Annotated in this window: 18 protein-coding genes; 12 read left to right on the top strand and 6 right to left on the bottom strand. The window is 71.0% G+C overall.

Translation table 11 applies throughout. From position 1 onward, the window contains the following. Positions 1-18 precede the first annotated feature (18 nt). The 4 genes from mce (at position 19) to HH310_RS33020 (ending at position 5,001) form a co-directional block, all read left to right on the top strand. Positions 19-516, top strand: coding sequence for a methylmalonyl-CoA epimerase (mce, locus tag HH310_RS33005; protein ID WP_169179640.1), 498 nt, complete (start codon positions 19-21; stop codon positions 514-516). A gap of 215 nt (positions 517-731) precedes the next feature. After that, positions 732-2,108, top strand: a complete 1,377-nt coding sequence (locus tag HH310_RS33010) for a DivIVA domain-containing protein (RefSeq protein WP_169179641.1) — start codon at positions 732-734, stop codon at positions 2,106-2,108. Between the two features lie 242 nt (positions 2,109-2,350). After that, positions 2,351-3,769, top strand: coding sequence for a Laminin subunit beta-1 (locus HH310_RS33015; RefSeq protein WP_169179642.1), 1,419 nt, complete (start codon positions 2,351-2,353; stop codon positions 3,767-3,769). Between the two features lie 74 nt (positions 3,770-3,843). Beyond that, a complete protein-coding gene (locus tag HH310_RS33020; protein ID WP_396027559.1) occupies positions 3,844-5,001 on the top strand; it encodes an AI-2E family transporter in 1,158 nt (385 codons plus the stop codon). On the opposite strand, the gene HH310_RS33025 is transcribed toward HH310_RS33020, so the two are convergent. Both HH310_RS33025 and HH310_RS33030 read right to left on the bottom strand, forming a co-directional pair. After that, entirely contained in the window at positions 4,982-5,788 is an 807-nt protein-coding gene (locus HH310_RS33025; protein ID WP_169179643.1) for an alpha/beta hydrolase, read from the bottom strand. The genes HH310_RS33020 and HH310_RS33025 overlap by 20 nt on opposite strands. Positions 5,789-5,803: 15 nt before the next feature. Further along, positions 5,804-6,088 carry a hypothetical protein gene (locus tag HH310_RS33030; protein ID WP_211192936.1) on the bottom strand — a complete coding sequence of 95 codons (285 nt, stop codon included), beginning with the start codon at positions 6,086-6,088 and terminating at the stop codon, positions 5,804-5,806. Between the two features lie 107 nt (positions 6,089-6,195). On the opposite strand from HH310_RS33030, the gene HH310_RS33035 reads away from it, so the two are divergent. The 3 genes from HH310_RS33035 to HH310_RS33045 are packed head-to-tail and all read left to right on the top strand — an operon-like array spanning position 6,196 to position 9,842. After that, entirely contained in the window at positions 6,196-7,689 is a 1,494-nt protein-coding gene (locus HH310_RS33035; RefSeq protein ID WP_169179645.1) for an aldehyde dehydrogenase family protein, read from the top strand. A 9-nt stretch (positions 7,690-7,698) separates the two neighbouring features. Continuing rightward, positions 7,699-8,337, top strand: a complete 639-nt coding sequence (locus HH310_RS33040) for an ABC transporter ATP-binding protein (RefSeq protein WP_169179646.1) — start codon at positions 7,699-7,701, stop codon at positions 8,335-8,337. Continuing rightward, positions 8,337-9,842: a DUF6297 family protein gene (locus HH310_RS33045; protein WP_169179647.1), complete on the top strand. Its 1,506-nt coding sequence runs from the start codon at positions 8,337-8,339 to the stop codon at positions 9,840-9,842. The genes HH310_RS33040 and HH310_RS33045 overlap by 1 nt, the downstream gene beginning before the upstream one ends. Here the strand turns inward: HH310_RS33045 and nucS are convergent. Then, positions 9,829-10,488 carry an endonuclease NucS gene (gene nucS, locus HH310_RS33050; RefSeq protein ID WP_169179648.1) on the bottom strand — a complete coding sequence of 220 codons (660 nt, stop codon included), beginning with the start codon at positions 10,486-10,488 and terminating at the stop codon, positions 9,829-9,831. The two genes, HH310_RS33045 and nucS, sit on opposite strands and share 14 nt — an antisense overlap. A gap of 88 nt (positions 10,489-10,576) precedes the next feature. Here nucS and HH310_RS33055 point away from each other — a divergent pair, with 88 nt between their 5' ends. The 4 genes from HH310_RS33055 to HH310_RS33070 all read left to right on the top strand — a co-directional run bounded on the left by HH310_RS33055 (position 10,577) and on the right by HH310_RS33070 (position 17,113). Beyond that, positions 10,577-11,200 (top strand): DUF4126 domain-containing protein, encoded by a 624-nt coding sequence (locus HH310_RS33055; RefSeq protein WP_169179649.1) that lies wholly within the window; start codon positions 10,577-10,579, stop codon positions 11,198-11,200. A gap of 8 nt (positions 11,201-11,208) precedes the next feature. After that, positions 11,209-12,510, top strand: coding sequence for a hypothetical protein (locus tag HH310_RS33060; protein ID WP_312034486.1), 1,302 nt, complete (start codon positions 11,209-11,211; stop codon positions 12,508-12,510). A 1,317-nt stretch (positions 12,511-13,827) separates the two neighbouring features. Continuing rightward, a complete protein-coding gene (locus HH310_RS33065) occupies positions 13,828-16,392 on the top strand; it encodes an FtsK/SpoIIIE domain-containing protein (protein WP_169179650.1) in 2,565 nt (854 codons plus the stop codon). Beyond that, positions 16,379-17,113 (top strand): OmpH family outer membrane protein, encoded by a 735-nt coding sequence (locus HH310_RS33070; protein WP_169179651.1) that lies wholly within the window; start codon positions 16,379-16,381, stop codon positions 17,111-17,113. The genes HH310_RS33065 and HH310_RS33070 overlap by 14 nt, the downstream gene beginning before the upstream one ends. A gap of 13 nt (positions 17,114-17,126) precedes the next feature. On the opposite strand, the gene HH310_RS33075 is transcribed toward HH310_RS33070, so the two are convergent. Both HH310_RS33075 and HH310_RS33080 read right to left on the bottom strand, forming a co-directional pair. Further along, positions 17,127-17,450: a hypothetical protein gene (locus HH310_RS33075; RefSeq protein WP_169179652.1), complete on the bottom strand. Its 324-nt coding sequence runs from the start codon at positions 17,448-17,450 to the stop codon at positions 17,127-17,129. Positions 17,451-17,508: 58 nt separating this feature from the next. Then, on the bottom strand, positions 17,509-18,357 hold the full coding sequence (locus HH310_RS33080; protein ID WP_169179653.1) for a 3-hydroxyacyl-CoA dehydrogenase family protein: 849 nt from the start codon (positions 18,355-18,357) through the stop codon (positions 17,509-17,511). A 134-nt stretch (positions 18,358-18,491) separates the two neighbouring features. Between HH310_RS33080 and HH310_RS33085 the strand changes: the two genes are divergently transcribed. After that, complete coding sequence (locus tag HH310_RS33085) at positions 18,492-18,779, top strand: hypothetical protein (protein ID WP_169179654.1); 288 nt, start codon at positions 18,492-18,494, stop codon at positions 18,777-18,779. On the opposite strand, the gene murA is transcribed toward HH310_RS33085, so the two are convergent. After that, a complete protein-coding gene (gene murA, locus HH310_RS33090) occupies positions 18,765-20,051 on the bottom strand; it encodes a UDP-N-acetylglucosamine 1-carboxyvinyltransferase (protein WP_169179655.1) in 1,287 nt (428 codons plus the stop codon). The two genes, HH310_RS33085 and murA, sit on opposite strands and share 15 nt — an antisense overlap. Positions 20,052-20,089 lie beyond the last annotated feature (38 nt).

A 20,089-nucleotide genomic window follows, 5' to 3' on the forward strand; every position in this document is an offset into this window, starting at 1 on the left:
TTAGGCAAGACTAGTGGGATGAGCCAGACGCCACCTAGTTCCCCCGGACATGAGAATGTCACATTTGCCGATGTCGGCCTGCTCCGCGTGGACCACGTGGGCATCGCGGTGCCGGACCTGGACGCCGCCCTGGAGTTCTACGGGCGGATCTTCGGTATGCACTCTGTGCACGAAGAGACGAACGAGGACCAAGGTGTACGCGAGGCCATGCTCGCGGTCGGGGACGGCTCCGGGCCCCGGATCCAATTGCTGGCGCCCGCGCGGCCCGACTCGGCGATCGCCAAGTTCCTCGACCGATCCGGGCCCGGCCTGCAGCAGCTCGCGTACACAGTGGCCGACGTCGAGGCGGCGTCGGACGCGCTGCGCGCCCGCGGGCTGCGCCTTCTCTACGACAGCCCGAGACGCGGCACGGCCGGCTCGCGGATCAACTTCGTGCACCCCAAGGACGCCGGTGGGGTTTTGGTCGAATTGGTGGAGCCTGCCGGATCCGTACACCTGGCGGGTGAATCGTCCTGACGTGCCGGGCGCCGGCTGGCAGGATCGAGGACGTCGGCCGGCGCGCTCGGGGCGATCATCACCCGGACCCCGGATACAGCAGGTGACGGCCCGGCTCCTGGCAGCTGCCGAACGGCCGCCCCCGGAGCTGAGTGCCAGCTCAAAGGTGATCTAGGTGTTGCTAATGACGCCGGTCCGGTCTTGCATGCTCCGGGTGTCTTCGCCAGGATGGCCCAATGCCCCAGCAGCAGGATCCCAATTTGGCATTTTTCGACACCGCGAATTCCCAGACTGACTTCACTGTGGTGCTTCGCGGGTACGACCGTCACCAGGTCGATCAGCACCTGGGCCGGATCGTGGCGGCGCTCAATCAGTCCGAACAGGCCCGTGGTGAGGCCGAGCAGCGGATGAACGACGCGCAGCGGCGGCTGCGTCAGGCCGAGCAGCGGCTGGCCGCGCTCGAGCAGAAACTTGCCGACAGCAACAAATTGCTGGAGGAGAACAATCGGCCGACGCTCTCCGGGCTGGGCACCCGGGTCGAGCAGATCCTGCGGCTGGCCGAGGAACAGGCGAACGACCACCGAAGTGAGGCCAAGCGAGAGTCGGAGGGCATCCTCTCCGCGGCCCGCCTCGAAGCACGCGAGATCACCGACAAGGCCCGCGCCGAGGCCGCCGCGATGAAGGCGACCGCCGAGCGCGAGGCCGGCCAGGTGCGCACGCACGCCGAGCGTGAGGCCGCCGAGGCCCGGGTGCAGGCCCGCCGCGAGGCGGACACGTTGCGCTCGGACGCCGACCGCGAGACCAAGCAGCTGCGCACGGTCACCGCGCACGAGGTCGCCGAGCTGAAGTCCACGGTCGAGCGTGAGGTGGCGTCGCTGCGCGCCACCGCCGAGCGGGAGATCACCCAGCTGCGCGCCAAGGCCTCCCGCGAGGCGGAGGAGAAGCGCGCCGAGGCGACCAAGCTGCTCACCGACGCCCGCGACAAGCGCGACAAGGACCTCCAGGCCCTGGCGCTGGAAATCGCCGAGCGCCGGGAGAAGGCCGAAAGCGAGGAGGCCGCGCGGCACGCCGCGCAGGTCAACGCCACGCAGAAGATGGTCACCGAGGCCGAGGGCCGCGCCCGCGCCGCCGAGGACCGGTCAAAGGAGATCGAGCAGCGCGCCGAGCAGCGCCGCGTCGAGTCGGAGCGCAACGCGACCGAGACCATCGAGAAGGCCCGCGCGCTCGCCGAGAAGACGGTGACCGAGGCCCGGTCCGAGGCGCAGCGCCTGCTCAGTGACGCCCGCACCGAGGCCGAGCTGACCACCCAGGCGGCCCGGCGCGAGGTGGAGGATCTCACCCGGCAGAAGGACGCGGTCACCAACCAGCTCGGGCAGATGTTGTCCGGCCTTTCCGGACTCGTACCGGGCGTCGGACCGGCCAAGCCGGACGCTGCCGCGGCCGCCGCGAGTCAGAGCGGCCCGGCGAACCAGGGTGGCCAGGCCAACCAAAGCGGGAACCAGGGCGGGAATCAGGGCGCTCAAGCCGCCAAGCCGGAGCCGCCCGCGCAGCGGGCGCCGGAGCAGCCGAAGCTCGATCCGGACAAGACGGTGGCTGCCAAGAGCAATTCCTGAGTCGCACACCACTGACCGCTCCAGTTGCGGGCGCACCCAGGGTGCGCAACCGTTGATCGAGGGCGGTCCTACATCGAAGCGGGCCGTGCCGGAGTGTCTCCGGTGCGGCCTGACTCGTTTTGGCCGCGTAGCCTTAAGCTTCCCAAGGCGGCTCAGACAAATCACAACTAGACGCATACTTCGGATACGGATCGGTGTGTACCGGTTCAACCCGGCATGGTGCGTATGTGAGGATGGACAGCATGTCGCACGGTGGTGAAATCTTCGGTCTCGGCGGAGACGCGGCTACCGAACCCAGCTTCGAGACGGCCCTGCGGGGTTACGAGAAGAAGCAGGTCGAGCGGTACGTCGCCCGCGCGGAGAACGAGATTGCCGCCTTGGCATCCGAGCGCGAACAGGCCTATTCGCAGATCCAGGCGATGGCCGCGCAGATCGAGCGGCTGCAGCAGGAGGTCGGGCAGGCCCGCCGGCAGAACGGGATCGGCGCCGAGGTCTCGTTCCGGCATCTCGGCCCCCGGGTCGAGCAGATCCTGGCGCTGGCCGAGGAGCAGGCCGAGGCGATCAAGTCGTCGGCCACCGACGACATCGCCGCCCGCCTGGCCGAGGCCGAGCGGGTGCGGGCCGAGGCCGAGGCGCACGCCCACGACGGCATCCGCGATTTCGAGATCGCGCTCGCCGCCCGCCGCGCCGAGGAGGAGCGAGCCGACGCGAGCAAGCGCGCCAGCGCCGAGAAGGCACTGATCGCCAGCCGCCAGTCGGCCGAGCAGATCCGCGCCGAGGCCGAGGCGATCCGCAGCCGGGCGCGGGCCGAGGCGCAGCAGCTCGCCGACTCCACCGCCCACGAGACGCACCGCCTGCGTGCCGAGGCCGACGGCTATGTGCAGTCCACTCGCATCCAGGCCGAGCAGGAGATCAAGGCGCAGCGCGAGAAAGTGCAGCAGGAGGTCAAGGCGCAGCGCGAGAAGGTGCAGCAGGAGATCGCCGCGCAGCGGAACACCGCCGCGCGCGAGCACCACGAGCGACACACGCTCGCCGAGCAGGAACTCGCGCAGAAGCGCCAGGCCGTCGCGCAGGAGCTGGCCCAGATGCGCAGCGGGGTCGAGAAGCAGTGCGCCGACCTGCGCAGCGAGGCCGACAAGTACGCCGAGGAAGTGCTTCGCCGCTCCGACGACCAGGCCACCGCGGTGCGCAACGAGATCGCCGCACAGCAGGAGAAGACGTCGAAGGCCCGCCACGAGCTGGAGGCCGCGCAGGCCAAGGTCGCCGAGGCGGAGAGCCGGGTGGCCGCCGCGCAGGAACGCGCGCGCTCCGGCGAGGAGGAGTCCGAGCGGATCGGCAAGCGGGTCGCCGAGGCGCAGAAGGCGCTCGAGGCCGAGCTGAAGCGCGGCGCCGAGGCGAAGCGGGCGAGCGAGGCGGCCGAGCGGCACGCCACCGACGTCCGCCGCCAGGTGCAGAAGGAAGCCAAGCGGGTGGCCGAGCTGGCCGCCGCCGCGGTCCTCGCGGCCGCCGCGTCGCCCGACGACCAGGATGCCGACGAGGGCGGATCGGCCGTGTCCGGCGGCGCGGTCGCGGCGCAGGGCGCCGAGAAGACCGGCAAGATCAGCGCGTCCGCGAAGGTCGCTGTGCCGCCCGCCACGCGCGTCGGCGCCGACGCGGAGTAGACGAAGGTAGCTATTGACGGCCTAGCGGGATAACGTCCCCGCCGAGATGTCCGGTGGGGAACGGGGGTTATCTGGTGACGGCGGACGACGAGACGGTCCCGGGAAAGTCAGCCGAGCAGGCTGAGCCGCCGGAGGACCAGGTCAAACCGCCGGTGGACGAGGCCGAGAAAGAGTCCCGGGAGGGCCGCTTCGGCCGGCCGGGACCACCGATCGACCGGCGCAACCCGTTCATGATCGGTCTGCTCGGCGGGCTCGGCATCATCCTGGCGTACGCGATCTTCCTGGGTGTGCGCAACGCCGCCTCGATCCTTGTCCTCATCTTCATCGCGCTGTTCCTGGCGATCGGCCTCAACCCGGCCATCGTCCGGCTGCGCAAGTGGGGGGTGCCGCGGGGCCTGGCGGTGGCGATCGTCGCGCTGCTCGTGGTCGGCCTGCTCGGCGCGGGCCTGTACGCGCTGATCCCGCCGCTGGTGACGCAGACCAACCAGCTGATCCAGAACGTGCCCGACTACATCACGCGGCTGCAGCGCAGCGAGACGATCAACGACCTGGTCGTGCGCTACCACATCATGGACAGGGTCACCAGCGCGATCAACGCGGGCACGGTGGGCAACGCGGTCGGCGGGGTCGTCGGCGGCGCCCGGCTGATCTTCGGGACCATCTTCAACGTCCTGACCGTGCTGGTCCTGACCATCTACTTCATGGCCGCGTTCGACAAGATCCGCGAGCTGGGCTATTCGCTGGTGCCGTCCTCGCGGCGCACCCGGGTACGCCTGCTCACCGACGAGATCCTCACCAAGGTCGGCGCGTACATGGCCGGCGCCCTCGCGATCGCCATCCTGGCCGGCATCAGCACCATGCTGCTCGCCGTGATCGTCGGACTGGCGTACCCGTTCGCCCTCGCCGTCGTGGTCGCCGTGCTGGACCTGATCCCGCAGATCGGCGCCACGCTCGGGGCGATCATCGTGAGCCTGGTCGGCTTCGCCTCCTCGGTGACCGACGGCCTGGTCTGCGTCATCTTCTTCATCGTCTACCAGCAGGTGGAGAACTACCTGATCTACCCGAACGTGATGCGCCGCTCGGTGAAGGTCAGCGACGTGGCCGCCGTGGTCGCCGCCCTGCTCGGGGTCGCCCTGTTCGGCGTCGTGGGCGCGCTGGTGGCGATCCCGATGGTGGCCGCGGTCCAGCTGATCATCCGCGAGGTCGTGGTGCCTAGTCAGCAGCACCGGTAGGTTTCGGCATCGGCACGTCGGCGAAGGCAGCGGTCGTTCGGTTGGCGTAGGCGTTCATGTCGCCGGTCTCGATCGGACCGTCCCACTCGCGCGGCAGCGGCGTCGCGACGTCCGGCGCGACCCGGCGGACTATCTCGTCGAGGACCCGCTCGGCGTCGCCGACCCACAGGTGCTTGGCGCCGTCCACCGGGATCAGCTCGGCCTGCGGAACGGCCGCGAACCGCTCGGCCGCCTCGGCCGGGCGCAGGTAGTCGTCGAACTCCGGGATCAGCGCGGTCAGCGGCCGGCCGTCCGCGGCCCACGCGGCCAGATGCTCCGGACGCGTGTTGCGCAGCGGTGGCGAGAGCAGGATCGCGCCGGCCACCGCCGGGTCGAGGCCGTGCATGAGCGTCAGGTCGGTGCCGAACGACCAGCCGAGCAGCCAGACATTGGGCAGGTCGTGGAACTCCGCGTACTCGATAGCGGCGGCCACGTCGTACTTCTCGCCGACCGCGTTGTCGAAGGTGCCCTCGCTGGTGCCGCGGACGCTCGTCGTGCCGCGCGTGTTGAACCGCAGCACCGCGAGCCCGGCCTGCGCGGGCAGCCGCCACGCCGCCTTGCGGAAGAGGTGGCTGTCCATCATGCCGCCGTGCGTCGGCAGCGGGTGCAGGCAGATCAGCGTGGCGACCGGGTCGCGGTCGAGCGGGCGGGCCAGCTCACCGACCAGGGTGAGCCCGTCGGCGGTCTGCAGCTCGATGTCCTCGCGGCGCGCCGGCAGGATCGAGTTGGCGCGGATGGTGTTACTCATGCCGTAGATCCTCGCCTACCCGTAGCGCGGGGCGTTGCGGGACCGCTCCACCCCCGGGCCGCGGCGGTCGCGCGCCTTCCAGCAGCCGGTGTGCCAGTGCCGCCGGTCGCCCGCGTCGCCGCGGTCGTCGCTGGGCCAGGCCACGATGTGCGCCACGCCGGGCCGGATCTCCTGCATGCACCCCGGACACAGGTATGTCTTGGTGGCCGCCCCGCCGAAGATCGAGCGCACCATCCACTCACCGTCCTGCCATTGCTGAACGCCGCCGATGCCCTTGCGGACGCGGTCGTCGTCGTTCAGTTCGGGAGGCGGCGGATTTCCGGTGGACTTGCGCCGGGAGTGGTTACGTCGGGGCACGCTTATCAAGGGTAGTGACTGTCAAGTAACCGGCCACCTAGACTTCGCCCATGACCGCTACCCGCGTGCCCGGTGTGCCGGTGATCGAAGACGGCGTGATGATCTCCACCAATCCCGCGACCGGTGCGGAAGCCGGTCGTCTTCCGGTGTCTGACCAGGCAGCGGTGGGTGCGGCGGTGGCTCGGGCGCGCGAGGCGGCGCAGTGGTGGCAGTCGCTGGGCTTCGACGGGCGCCGCGAGCGGCTGTTGCGCTGGCGTTCGCTGATCGTGCGCAGGATCACCGAGCTCGCCCAGATCAGCAAGCTGGAGACGGGCAAGCCGGAGGCGGACGCGATCGTCGAGACGGCCGCCGCGATCGAGCACCTGGACTGGTCGGCCAAGAACGCGAAACGGGTCCTCGGGCCGCGCCGCACCCGCAGCCGGGTCCTGACCGTCGAGCACGGCGGACACCTCGAATATCTCCCGTACGGCGTGGTCGGCGTGATCGGCCCGTGGAACTACCCGATCGTCACCCCGATCGGCCCGATCAGCGGTGCGCTGGCCGCGGGTAACGCGGTCGTCTTCAAGCCGAGCGAATACACACCGGTCCTGGGCCAGTGGCTGGTGGACACGTTCGCCGAGGTGGTCCCGGAGCATCCGGTGCTGCAGGCCGTGCACGGGATGGGCGACACCGGCGCCGCGCTGTGCCGTTCCGGGGTCGCCAAGATCGCGTTCACCGGCTCGACGGCCACCGCGAAGAAGGTGATGGCCGCGTGCGCCGAGAACCTGGTGCCGACGGTGATCGAGGCGGGCGGCAAGGACGCGATGATCGTCGACGCGGACGCCGACATCGCGGCCGCTGCCGACGCCGCCGTCTGGGGTTCGATGACCAACGCCGGGCAGACCTGCATCGGCATCGAGCGGGTGTACGCGGTGGCCCCGGTCTACGACGCGTTCGTCGAGGCGGTCGTCGAACGGGCCGGCAAGCTGCGCACCGGCGCGGAGATCGGCCCGATCACCATGCCGAAACAGCTCGACATCATCCGCGAGCACATCGACGACGCGCTGGCCAAGGGCGGCCGGGCGGTGCTCGGCGGCGCGTCCGCGGTCCAGCCCCCGTACGTGGCGCCGACCGTGCTCGTGGACGTGCCCGACCACTCCCTCGAGATCCGCGACGAGACGTTCGGCCCGACGGTCACGATCACCAAGGTGGCGGACGCGGACGAGGCGGTGCGCAAGGCCAACGACACGGCGTACGGGCTGGGTGGATCGGTCTTCGGCAAGCGCGACGCGGTGCGGATCGCGCGGCGGCTGCGCTCCGGCATGGTGGCGGTGAACTCGACGCTCACCTTCGTCGGCGTGGGCAACCTGCCGTTCGGCGGAACGGGTGACTCCGGGTTCGGCCGTATCCACGGTGACGACGGACTACGCGAATTCGCCCGGGCCAAGTCGATCCTCGTGCGGCGCGGTCCCTCAGCGATCCCGGTGCAGTCGTACGGGCGTACGCCGAAGCACATCGCGGCGCTCATCAAGACCCTCAGACTTCTTTACGGGAGGCGCACCTAAGCTGAGCGGGTGGCAGATCACCCCGCGGTCGAGGTCGACGGCCTGCATGTCAGCTACGGGTCGACCCCGGTTCTGGTCGACGTCGCGCTGACCGTGCGGGCCGGCACCGGCGTCTGCGTCACCGGCGAGAACGGTATCGGCAAGTCCACCCTGCTCCGCTGCGTGAGCAGCCTGCAGCAGCCCGACTCCGGGACGATCCGGGTGTTCGGCGGCGACCCGGGTTCGACCCCCGAGTTCTGGCGGGCCGTGGTCACCACGGTCGAGCCCCCGACGTGGTATCCGGGGCTCACCGCCCGCGAGCACGCCGAGCTCGTCTGCCGCGCGAACGGTCTGGACGCCGAGGAGCAGGGCGTGGACGAGGCGCTGGAGCGGTTTGGCCTGGCCGGGCACGCCGACGCCATCCCGCCGTCGCTCTCCTCCGGCCAGAAGCAGCGGCTCACGCTCGCGATCGCCTTCATGCGGCCCAGCTCGCTGCTGATCCTGGACGAGCCGGAGGCGCGCCTCGACTCGGAGGGCCGGGACACGGTCGCCGCGCTGATCTCCGAATATCTCTCGACCGGCGGCTCGGTGTTAATGGCCAGCCACGACGAGGTCTTCGCGGAAAAGTCCGGCTGCGCGATCACCACGATGGAATCCTTGAGCGCCTGATGACCACCATCACCGTCCCGCTCGCCCCCGTCCGTCGCTGGATCGGCCGCACCCAGTCGGCGCACCGCGAGCGGGGCGCGACCGCCGGCAACATCTACTTCACCGTCCTGTTCATCGCGGTGGTCGGCGGCATCCTGCACAAACAGCTCGCCGTGGTGTTCTGGCCGACCGCGCCGAACGCCTCCGCGCTGGCCGGGGGCTCGCTGGTGGCGATCCTGTTCGGCCTGCTCTACCTGGCGCTGCGCCGGTTCGGACCGCTCGCGCTGAGCCGTCCGGCCGCGTCCTGGCTGATGCAGGCCCCGGTGAGCCGGCGCCGGCTGCTGCTGCCGTCGCTGCGGCTGGCCGCCATCGTCGCGGCGATCGTCGCGGTGCTGGAAGGCATCGCGATCATCGGGCACACCGCGCCCCGATCGCTGTCCGGTGAGGTCGTGGCCCTGCTCGGCATCGGTGCCGGGCTGGTCGGCGTGGCGCTGCTGCTGGTCGCGCTCGCCGCCCAGGCCGGCGGCCGCTGGGGCGACGCGGTGGACGCGCTGATCTCGCTGCTGCTCGCGGCCGGCCTGGTCGGCCTGGTCACGGCCACCGCCCGCGACCAGCCGCTGGCAACGACCGGCTGGCCCGGGACGTCCGTGCTGGTTCCGGTGATCGCCGGCCTCGCGCTGGTCGTCGTGGTGCTCTCCCTGCTTGCCGTACGCCACCTCGCGCGCACTCCCAACGACCGGATCCTGGAAGCGTCCAAGACGGCGGGCACCCTGTTCGACTCGGCGTTCGGGATGGAACCGTCGTTCCTCACCGACATGATCGAGCGGCGCTTCTGGGCCCGCCGCAAGCTGCGCTCGACCCGCCTGCCGGCCCGGTTGCCCGCGCTGGTGGCGCAAGACCTGCTGCTGGTGCTGCGGCGCCGGCGGCGGCTGCTCTGGCTGGCCCTGGCGACCACCCTCCCGGTGCTGCTGACGAGCGCGCCGCACTGGCTGGTCGGCGTCGCCGTGCTGATCGGACTCCTGCCCGCCGCCGGCACCGCGACCGGCAACCTCAAGACCGACGCCGGCAACCCGGGCCTGTTACGGATGCTCGGGCTGAGCTCGCGGCAGGCCGTCCTGCAGCGCATGGTGCTGCCCGGCGTGCTGGCCGGGGTGTGGGCGGCCGTCGCCATGACGGTGCTGCAGGCGCTGGACGTGCTGCCGGCCGGCCCGTGGTGGGCGCTGGGGCTGGTGCTCGGCCCGGTCGGGGCGGCGGCCGCGGTGCACCGGGCGCGGGTCGGCTTCGTCCGCAATGAACTGCTGCCGTTGGACACCCCGATGGGTACGGTGTCGCCCGGCCCGCTCGTCAACCTGGTGATCGGCCCGGACATGCTGCTGCTCGGCCTGCCCACGCTGATCGAGATCGGCCAGGGGCAGCCGTTGTCCTGGCTGACCGTCCTGACGCAGCTCGTGGTCGGCCTGGTGGGCGCCCGCGCCTACCTCTCCGGCTCGACGTCGCCGGAGAGGGTCGAGCTCAAAAAAGCGTGAGCTCGTCGCGTTCCATGCCGCGCAACTTGTCGTAGTCGACCACCACGCACCGGATGCCCCGGTCGGTGGCCAGCACCCGGGCCTGCGGCTTGATCTCCTGCGCCGCGAACACGCCCTGCACCGGGGCGAGCAGCGGATCGCGGTTCATCAGCTCGAGGTAGCGGGTGAGCTGCTCGACGCCGTCGATCTCGCCGCGCCGCTTGACCTCGACGGCGACCGCGCCGCCGGACGCGTCCCGGCAGAGCAGGTCGACCGGGCCGATGGCGGTCATGTACTCGCGGCGGACCAGCGTGTATCCCTCGCCGAACGTCTCCGGGTGCTCGGCGAGCAGCTCCTGCAGGTGCGCCTCGACGCCGTCCTTGACCAGGCCCGGATCGACCCCCAGCTCGTACGAGTAATCCTGGAAGATCTCCTCCAGGGTGATCCGGAGCTCCTCGCCGGCCTTGTTCACCACCTTCCAGACGCCCGGCGCCTCCTGCAGCTTGCAGGGCGGGCTCATCCAGTTCAGCGGTTTGTAGGCGCGGTCGTCGGCGTGGATGGACACCGAGCCGTCGGCCTTGACCATCAGCAGCCGCACCGCGGGCGGGAGGTGGGCGGACAACCGGCCGACGTAGTCGACGGAGCATTTCGCGATGACCAGACGCACCGCACGACAGTAGCCGACTGAGCCGACCGAACGGCTTCGCCGTACTGCAGGGTGAACTCGGTTGGCATCGCGATGCCATCCTGTACTCGTGCTCGAAGCGCTCACCGGCAGCGGCCTGGCCGCATCGGCCGGTCTCAACGCCTACATCCCCCTGGTGGTGATGGGTCTGCTGTCCCGTTTCACCGACCAGGTCGACCTCCCGAGCGGCTGGAGCTGGCTGGCCAACGGCTGGACGCTGGCGATCCTCATCGCGTTGCTGGCGGTCGAGGTGGTCGCCGACAAGATCCCGGTGGTCGACCACGTGAACGACATCGTCCAGACGTTTGTCCGGCCGACCGCGGGCGGTCTCGCGTTCGGCGCGGGTTCGTCCGCGCAGACGGTCAGCGACCCGGGAACGTTCTTCGGTTCACACCAATGGGTGCCGATCGCGTCCGGCGTGCTGATCGCGCTCGGGGTGCACGGCGTCAAAGCCGCGTCCCGGGGCGTGATCAACGTGACCACCGCCGGCTTCGGCGCGCCGGTGGCGAGCACCGCCGAGGACGTGAGCAGCGTCGTGCTGTCGCTGCTCGCGCTGCTGGTCCCCGTGCTGGTGCTGATCGCGTTCGCGTTGCTGGCCTGGGCCGCGATCATGGTGATCCGGCTGCGTCGGCAAAAGAGGCGGGCCAAGCGTGTCCAAGTCTCCGATTCCGAGGCGACCCGCGTGCTTGGTTGACTCTTCCGGTGCTGCCCGCGATCGTTGTCCCCGCCTTCGCCCTCGCGTGGTGGGCCGCGTGTTACCTGATCGGTCGTGACCCCGCACGGCGAGCTCCGCAGCGGGCGGCGGCGGCCCTGGTGGCGTACGGGATAGCGGTGGTCTTGTGGACGGTCGAACCGGACTCCGCGGCAGCACAGATCGTGATCTGCGTGCCGGCGTTGCTCTGGGCCGGCGCCGCGATCGGCCTGCACCCCGAGCGGCGCTATCTCGACCGCGGCTGGCTGATCGTCTCCGGCGTCTTCCTGGTCGTGGTGATCGCGCTGCCGCAGGCTGGGCGGCTGGTGGCGCTGGCTCCGCTGGCCGGCGCGCTGGTGCTGTTGTGGCGCGCGCGTACGCACGTACGGCCGCCGATGTTGCCGGCCGCGATGGCGGTGGCCGCCGTGCTGTACGCCGTCGCGCTGGCGGTGATCCTGCGGCTGGACATCGGCTTCGAGAGCCTGGTGCTCGCGGCGATCGGCGTGGACCTGCTGATGCTCGGCTTCCTGGTGTGCGTGGCCGAGGCGCTCGAGCTGGGCGAACGGCTGCGCCCCGACCTGGTCCGCGCGGTGACCGGGGGCATCGCCGGTTCCATCGTGGCCGGTGGGCTGGCCGCGCTCACGATGATCGCCGCGGACGACGACCTGCTGGTGACGATCGTCCAGTATGTGCTGGTGGCGGTCGTGATGACGCTGATCGGCCTGAGCCCCGGCGTGCAGCGCGGCCTGGACACGGTGGCCTTCTTCGACGATCCCCGGCTACGCGAGGCGCGCTCCGGGCTGCGGCGCCTCGGCGACGCACTGCCCCGCCGTCGCCCCCGGCACCGCCTGCCGCGCACCGGCGCGGACGATTTCGTCCGCTTCACCGGGTACGCCCTGGACAACTACCGTGACGACGCCCGCCTGCTGCGCAGCCCGCTGATCGAGCTGCCGGCCGTGGATCGCCACGTCACCGGCCGGCCGGGCGAGGAGCCTTTGGTGCGGGTCGCGGCGTTGCGAGCGGTGCTGAGCGAGGCCGTCGACCGCCTGCGCCCGCCCGGCCAGTTCGCCACCAGCGACGCGTGGCACCACTACAGCGCCTTGCACTTCTGCAGCGTGCTGGGGGTGAACCCGAAGCTACGCCGGCTGCGCACCGACGGCCTGGACCGGGAGGCGCGGCAGGCGCTGAGCTGGATGCACCAGTACGTCCCGGCGCGGGTGCTGCGCCGCTGGCAGCTCGAGGGCGCCCACCTGGTAGCAACCCACCTCCGCGACGACTTGCTGCTGCCCCACCAGCCCGCAACCCGCCGCTGAGCCACCCGCGACACAGCAGCCCACCCAACCGCCACCGCCCGCGACACAGCAGCCCACCCAACCGCCACCGCCCGCGACGCACCAGCCCACCCGACCCCCCACTACCCCGCGACACGCCACCCACGCGACCTCCGCCACCCCCGCGACACAACAGCCCACGAAACCGCCACGACGCATGGGCTCACCGGATCGGGGCTCGCCGACGCGACGAAGGCGGTGTACCTGGCCGCCCTGCCCCACCCGATTTTTCACGATTTATCGTGAAGTTTCGACGTGTGCAGTAGCCGCAAGCCAGCACCCGGAGCGGAGCCCTCGTCCATCACGCCGACCACACGAGCCAAGCGGGCGGCACGGATCCAGCGGGCGGCACGGATCCAGCGGGCGGCACAGTGACCGGGAATGCCGTGTGCCGCCCGCCCACGACGCATATCCGATATTTCCGGTGCGGGCTTGATCGGCTGACCTGCTGGGTTCGGCGAGGGCGCGCGGCGCAGACGGGCTCAGTGGCCGATACACCGCTCCCTCCGAGATCAAGGCGACGCATCTTCTGGCTGCCCGTCCGCGTCGCGCGCATATCCGATATTTCCGGTGCTAGCTTGATCGACTGGGCTGCTGGGCTCGACGGCTGGCGCGGCGCTTCCATTTCGTGGGACGGGTGGCCGCCTACTGAGACGGGCGACCACGTTCTGGATTCAGCGTCCACGATGTGGGACTGGCGTCCATTGTGGAGGAGTATTTTGTAGCGAAAAGCGGCTTTCGCCCAGCGGGTTTTCCCGGCCGGAAGTGAACCTTGGAGAGTTGTGGCTGGCATGTGGGCGCAACTCTCCAAGGTTCACAAAAGTCCACGATGTGGCTGGGATAATCCAGATAGTGGGACGCCAGCCGGCGAGCGGATCGCCGCGCTCCACGCCGACGGTGCGGATGATCCGACCACTTCTCGCCGACGGTACGGATGGTCCGAGCACTTCTCGCGGCGCCACGGATGAACCAACCTCGTGTTACGCGCCCCGCGGATGAGCCAACCACTTCTTCCGGGCGGCGCGGGTGACCGACGACTTCTGCCGGCACCACGGATTAGCCGACCACTTCTGCCGGCACCACGGATTAGCCGACCACTTCTGCCGGCACCACGGATTAGCCGACCAACTCTTGCTGGCGGTCGGCGGGTCGCGATGGCACGCGGCGTCGGCCTGCGGGGCGGCCGCCAGCGTGGTGCGGTCCGGTTTGCGACCCGCCGATATAAGACACGCAGCACGTTTCTGCGGTTAAAGGGGGATAAATCGGTAAGGTTCCGCAGCGTGAATCTTGGGAGGGCGGGTGCCTAGCCACCGCGAAGCGGTGGTGGCCGCCATTCGGCAGGAGCTTGCGGAGGCGCGCGGCGCCGCGCGCGCCGTGCTGGCCGCGGCCGAGACCGCCCGGGGTGAGGCGCAGCAGCGGCGCGGCCTGGTAAGGGACGCGTACGCCACCTGCCTGAACCAACTCGCCGAGGCACGTGACGCCGCCCGCCGTGACATCCAGCGCCGGTACGAGAACGAATCCGCCAAGCTCGCCAGCAACGTGCGCCGCCTGGCCGCGATCAGCGCCACCGGAGCGGCCGGCACCCCGTGGCGCATGTGGACCCCGACCGAGCCGGAGCCGGGCAGCCGCCCCGGCCTGCTCCGCGTCGGCACCCTCACGATCGACGACACCGCCCTGCTCCCGGCCCTGGTCCCGCTTCTCGACATCGCCCACGTGAACCTGTCCGGCGACCAGCGCACGATCGACGGCATCATCACCGGCCTGCTGTTACGCGCCCTGGGCAGCACCCGGCCGGGCCAGGTTCACCTCACCGTGTACGACCCGGAGCACCTCGGCGGCACCCTCGCGCCGTTCGCGCCGCTCGGGGTCATCTCGTTCGTCGGGCCGGGCGGTCTCGGGGCCATGCTGGACGAACTCGTCGAGCACATCTGCCGCATCAACGAGACGGTGCTGGCCGGTGGCCCGCCGGTGGACTCGTGGCGGGTGATCGTGCTGCTGGCCGACGCCGCCGCGGCCGCCGAGCTCACCCAGGCCCAGCGCGCCCAGCTCGACCGCGTCTGCCGGACCGGCGTGTCGTGCGGCGTGCACCTGATCGTGCGCGGCGTCGACCTGGTGGATCACCCGACCGTGCACCGGCTCGCCGTACGGGAGGGAATTGCATATTCGCAGGCCACCGGCGAGCTGGAGATCCGGCTCGACCCGCCACCACCGGCCGAGCAGGTCGCCGCGTTCTGCCGGGCCACCGCGGAACGTCTGCGCGCCGGTCCGCCGCCGGCCCGGTTCGCCGATCTGGAGCCGGCCGAGTACTGGGCCGAGTCGTCCGCGCACGGGCTGGCCGCGCCGATCGGGGACACCACCGACGGCACACTGATCGAGGTGCCACTGGGCGACGATCCCCCGCACGCGCTGATCGGCGGCCCGTCGGGTTCCGGCAAGACCAATCTCCTGTACGCCTGGCTCGCCGCTCTCGCCACCCGCTACGGCCCCGAGGAACTGGCCCTCTACCTGCTCGACTTCAAGGAAGGCGTGTCGTTCGCCCGGTTCGTCCCGGGGCCGCGCGATCCCGCCTGGCTGCCGCAGGTGCGCCTGGCCGGCATCAACGTCAACGCCGACCGGGAGTTCGGCCTGGCCATGCTCCGGCACCTGGGCGAGGAGCTGCGGCAGCGGGCGCAGGCGGCCAAGCGGTTCGACGCCTCCAAACTGTCCGAGCTGCGCGGCGAGGACCCGGACGGCCACTGGCCCCGGATCGTGGCCGTGATCGACGAGTTCCAGGTGCTGCTCACCGGCCGGGACGCGGTCGCCGACGAGGCCGTCGCGCTGCTCGAGGACCTGGCCCGGCGCGGCCGCTCGCAGGGCATCCACCTGGTCCTGGCCAGTCAGGACGTCTCCGGGATCGAGGCGTTGTGGGGCCGGTCCGGGCTGATCGGCCAGTTCACCCTCCGGATCGCTCTGCCGAAGGCGCGCCGCATCCTTGCCGAGGACAACCTCGCGGCCGCGCTCATCCCGCGCTTCCACGCCGTCGTCAACGCCCAGTCCGGCGCATCAGGTGCCAACGTGGTCGTACGCCTCCCGGACGCCGGCGACCGCCTGGTGTGGCGGACCCTGCAGCGGCGGCTGTGGCGGTCCCGGCCGGCCGGGTGCGAGGAGCCGCGGCTGTTCGACGGGGACGCGGTGCCCCGGTTGCCGTCGTCGTGCCGGCCGTCCGGCCCGGTGCCGCCGCCGTCCGCGCCGATCGGCAATTCGCCGGGCGCGGTGCTCGGCGAGCGCATCGACGTGGCCGCCCGCCCGGCCCGGTTGCGGCTGGGCCGGATGCCCGGACGCAACCTGGCCGTGCTCGGCACCCGCATCGACGAGGCGTGCGACGTCCTCGCCTCGGCCGCGCTGTCGCTGGCCGCGCAGGGCCCGGCGCACTTCAGCATCGTCTGCCCCGATCCGGACGCGGGGCGGCACGCGGCCCGGCTGATCGCCGAGCTGCCCAGCGCCGACTGGCGGGACGACCTGCCGGGCGAGGAGTTCCTGGACGTGCCGCACTACGTCATCGGGTACACGCTGGACGCCTTCGCCGACCACACGATGCTGCGCAAACTGCTCGCCGAGGGTCCGGAGCGGCGCACCCACGTCCTCGGCTGGTGGCGCTCGGCCGGCCGGCTGCGCGACGGCCTCGGCGGCCCGGGCGCCCGGCTGGACCCGATCGGCGCGTGGGTCGCACTCGACGTGCACGGCTCCGATCTGGCGCCGCTCTACCCGCATCCCGGCGGCCCGGTCTGGTATCCGCGCACCCGGCGGGCACTGTTCTTCGACCGTTCCGTCCACCGCACCCCGGAAGTGATCATCCCGTACGAGGTGAACAGTGACCACACGTGACCGGCAGCCGATGGGCCACGACTATCAGCTGATGCTCAGTGCCCTGGCGGAGGCTTCCCGCCGCCGCGAGGCCGAGCTCGGCAACGCGGAACAGGCCTATCAGGACAGCGCCGCGCAAGCGGCCGGTGAGCTGGCCCGGGCCGAGGGCGACGCGCTGTCCGCGGACCGCTGGGCGGGTACCGCGGCGGCCCAGGTGCTCGACGTGGACCGGGAGGCGGCCCGGCTGTGGGAGCAGCTGCGCCGGGCCCGCGGGATGCGGGTGCGGGCGCTGGGCGAGATGCCCGAGCCGGCCCCGGTGGAGGCGCTGCCGCGGGTGGCGCTGCCCCGGAACCCGTCCGACGACGACATGCCGCCCCGGATCCTTCTCGCCCGGGTCGCCGAGCGCATCGACGTGACCGCGCGGCCAGCCTTGCACCGACCCCTGCCGCGCTGGGCGTTACCGCTGTTGCCGCTGGTGGGGGCGGTGTTCGCGGCGTTGACCGGGCTGATCGCGTCGGGCCTGGTAACGGTGGGCGACTCGGGCGTGTGGGGCGGCGAGGTGATTCGGGGAGCCGGTTGGCTGGCCTTCCTGGGTGCGCCCTCGTCCGGGGTGCCGGTGGCCACGCTTTTCGCGCACCGCCGCCTGCAGGCCCGGCTGGACATCGGCGGCGTCGGCCTCACCCTGCTGGGCGGCATGGTCGCGGCCACCCTGATGTCGCTGGCCTTCGCGGCCCGTCACTAGCTTTCTGCCCGATTCAGCGTGGGATTTCCGCGTACGCCACCGAGAGCACCGCCTGCGCCACCAGGGTCGCTTCCTCCTTGGTGTCGTAGGGGCCGACCCGCAGCTCGACCGCGTGTGAGCCGAACAGGGCGCGCACGGTCCAGCTGTTCGGGTGCCGGTCGTCCTCCCGGCTGTGGTTGACGATGATCTGGGTGGCGCCGCGCACGTTGACCACCGACCACTTCTCGCCGGCGGTCGGCCAGGCGCGGAACCAGCCCGGCGCGACCCCGACGGCTTCCTTGTTCGCTTCGTCGAACGCCCACTGCAGCTCGGTGGGCGACGGCAAGACGCGCGTCATCCGCGGACCTCCCCCGTGACCGATTTGCCACCATGGCCATGGTAGGAGGCATTTGCCGTCAGTAGGTGTAGAACCCCTTCCCCGTCTTACGGCCCAGGTCACCCGCGGTGACCATGCGCTGGAGCAGCTCCGGCGGGAAGAACTTCTCATCGGCGGTGTCGCGGTAGATGTTGCCGGCCGCGTTCAGCATCACGTCCAGGCCGGTCAGGTCGACGGTGGCGAGCGGGCCCATCGCGTGCCCGAAGCCGAGCTTCATCACCGTGTCGAGGTCGGCGGCGCTGACCACACCCGTCTCCACCAGCTTGATCGCCTCGACCAGGATGGCCGAGAACAGCCGGTTCGAGACGAAACCGGCCACATCGCGCTTGACCTCGACGCACGTCTTGCCGACCTCTTCGGCGAAGACGCGCGCGGTGGATAACGTGTCGTCCGACGTCTGATACCCGCGGACCAGCTCGACCAGCTTCATCATCGGCACCGGCGAGAAGAAGTGGATGCCGACCACCGACTCGGGCCGCTCGGTCACGGTGGCGATCTGGGTGATCGGGATGGCCGACGTGTTGGTCCCGAGGATCGCGCCGGCCTTGCAGATCTTGTCGAGCTGGCGGAAGACCTCGTGCTTGGCCTCCACCTTCTCGTAGATGGCCTCCACCACGATGTCGGCGTCGGCGGCCGCGTCCATGTCGGTGGTGGGGGTGATCCGGGAGAGGGTGGCCTCGACGTCCTCGGCGCTGATCTTGCCTTTGTTCACGAAGCGGTCCAGTGAGTCCCGGATCGCCGCCATGCCCCGCTTCAGCGAGGCGTCGTCCACATCCCGGACGGTCACGTGCCAGCCGGCCTGCGCCGAGACCTGAGCGATGCCGGAACCCATCAAGCCCGAACCGATGACCGCGAGTCGACCCGCCATGTGCGTCTCCTTCATGTGTCCTGCGTCTCGGCTCACCCTAACGGGCGTTAATGAGACAGGGGACACGGGAGGGCCGCTCGCCCGATCGGGGCAAATCCGGGGAAATGCCTGCTTAACGGTGCCAGACTGTGCGCATGGCCACAGGCAACGGCTGGTACCTCATCGGGCCGCTGATCGCCGTCGGCCTGGTCTGCTTCCTCGGCGCCGTCTTCTGGCGCATGGGACTGCAGTGGACGCTCAACTCGACCGACGACGATTACGGCCTGCTGCGCCCGGCGGCCGTGGCCGGGGACGAGGAAGCGGCCGAGGAGATCCGGCAGATGCTCGCCGACGCCGGCATCCGCGCGACCCTGGCCGGCCCGACGGTGCTGGTGTTCGCCGAGGACCTGGAGGAAGCGCGGCGCGCGCTAAAAGTCGTATGACGGCTCCGGCACGTCGGCCCGCTCCACGTCGGCGCCCAGCTTGGCCAGGTCGGCCACGAAATCCGGGTAGCCGCGGTCGATGTGGTGCACCTCGGCCACCTCGGTGACGCCGTCGGCACACAGCCCGGCCATGACCAGGCCCGCCCCGGCCCGGATGTCGGTCGCCCGCACCGGCGCCCCGGACAGCCGGTGCCGCCCGTTCACCACCGCGTGATGGCCGTCGGTGCGGATGTCCGCCCCCAGCCGCACCATCTCGTTCACGAACATGAACCGGCCGTCGAAGATGTTCTCGGTGACCAGCGACGCGCCCTCGGCCACGGACGCCAGCCCCAGGGCCATCGGCAGCAGGTCGGTGGCGAACCCCGGGTACGGCAGGGTGACGATGTCGACAGCCTTGGGGCGGTCCTCCATGCGTACGCGGAAGGCATTGTCGCCCGGCGTGACCTCGGCACCGGCGGTGACCAATTTGTCCAGCGCGATGTCCAGGAACTCGGGCCGGACACCGTGGATCGTCACGTCACCGCGGGTCATCACGGTGCCGAACGCCCAGGTGCCGCCGACGATCCGGTCACCCACCGTGGTGTGCCGGACCGGGTGCAGCTCGTCGACGCCCTCGATGGTCAGCGTCGACGTGCCGGCGCCGTCGATCTGCGCGCCCATGTCGGTGAGCATCTCGCAGATGTCGACGATCTCCGGCTCGCGGGCGGCGTTGTCGATCTCCGTAACGCCCTTCGCGCGTACCGCCGCCATCAGCAGATTCTCGGTCGCGCCCACGCTCGGGAAGTCCAGCCAGATCTTGCTGCCGCGCAACCCGTGCGGCGCCGACGCGATGACATAGCCGTGCTCGCCGGAAATATCGGCACCCATCCGGGCAAGTCCGGAGACGTGCATGTCGAGGCCCCGCGAACCGATCATGTCGCCGCCCGGGAGCGCGACCCGCACGTAGCCGGTGCGGGCCAGCAGCGGCCCCAGCACGCAGATCGACGCCCGCAGCCGGCGCACCAGGTCGTAGTCGGCCTCGCTGCCGGGCTCGGCGGGCACATCGATGGTCGCGCGTCCACCCTCCAGCGTGACCTGGCAACCCAGCCGGCGCAGCACCTCCGCCATGATCGCGATGTCGGTGATGCGGGGAACGTTGTCGACGACGCTGCGCCCCTGAGCCAGCAGCGCGACCGCCATCAGCTTGAGAGCCGAGTTCTTCGCGCCACCGACCTCGACGTCGCCAATCAGCGGCGCGCCGCCCTTCACCCTGATCACATCCACGCGGGCCATGGTATGGGCCCCGGCCCAGCGCCGCCTCCGTAGGGTGG

The sequence above is a fragment of the Actinoplanes sp. TBRC 11911 genome, assembly GCF_012933445.1.
GTDB lineage: Bacteria > Actinomycetota > Actinomycetes > Mycobacteriales > Micromonosporaceae > Actinoplanes.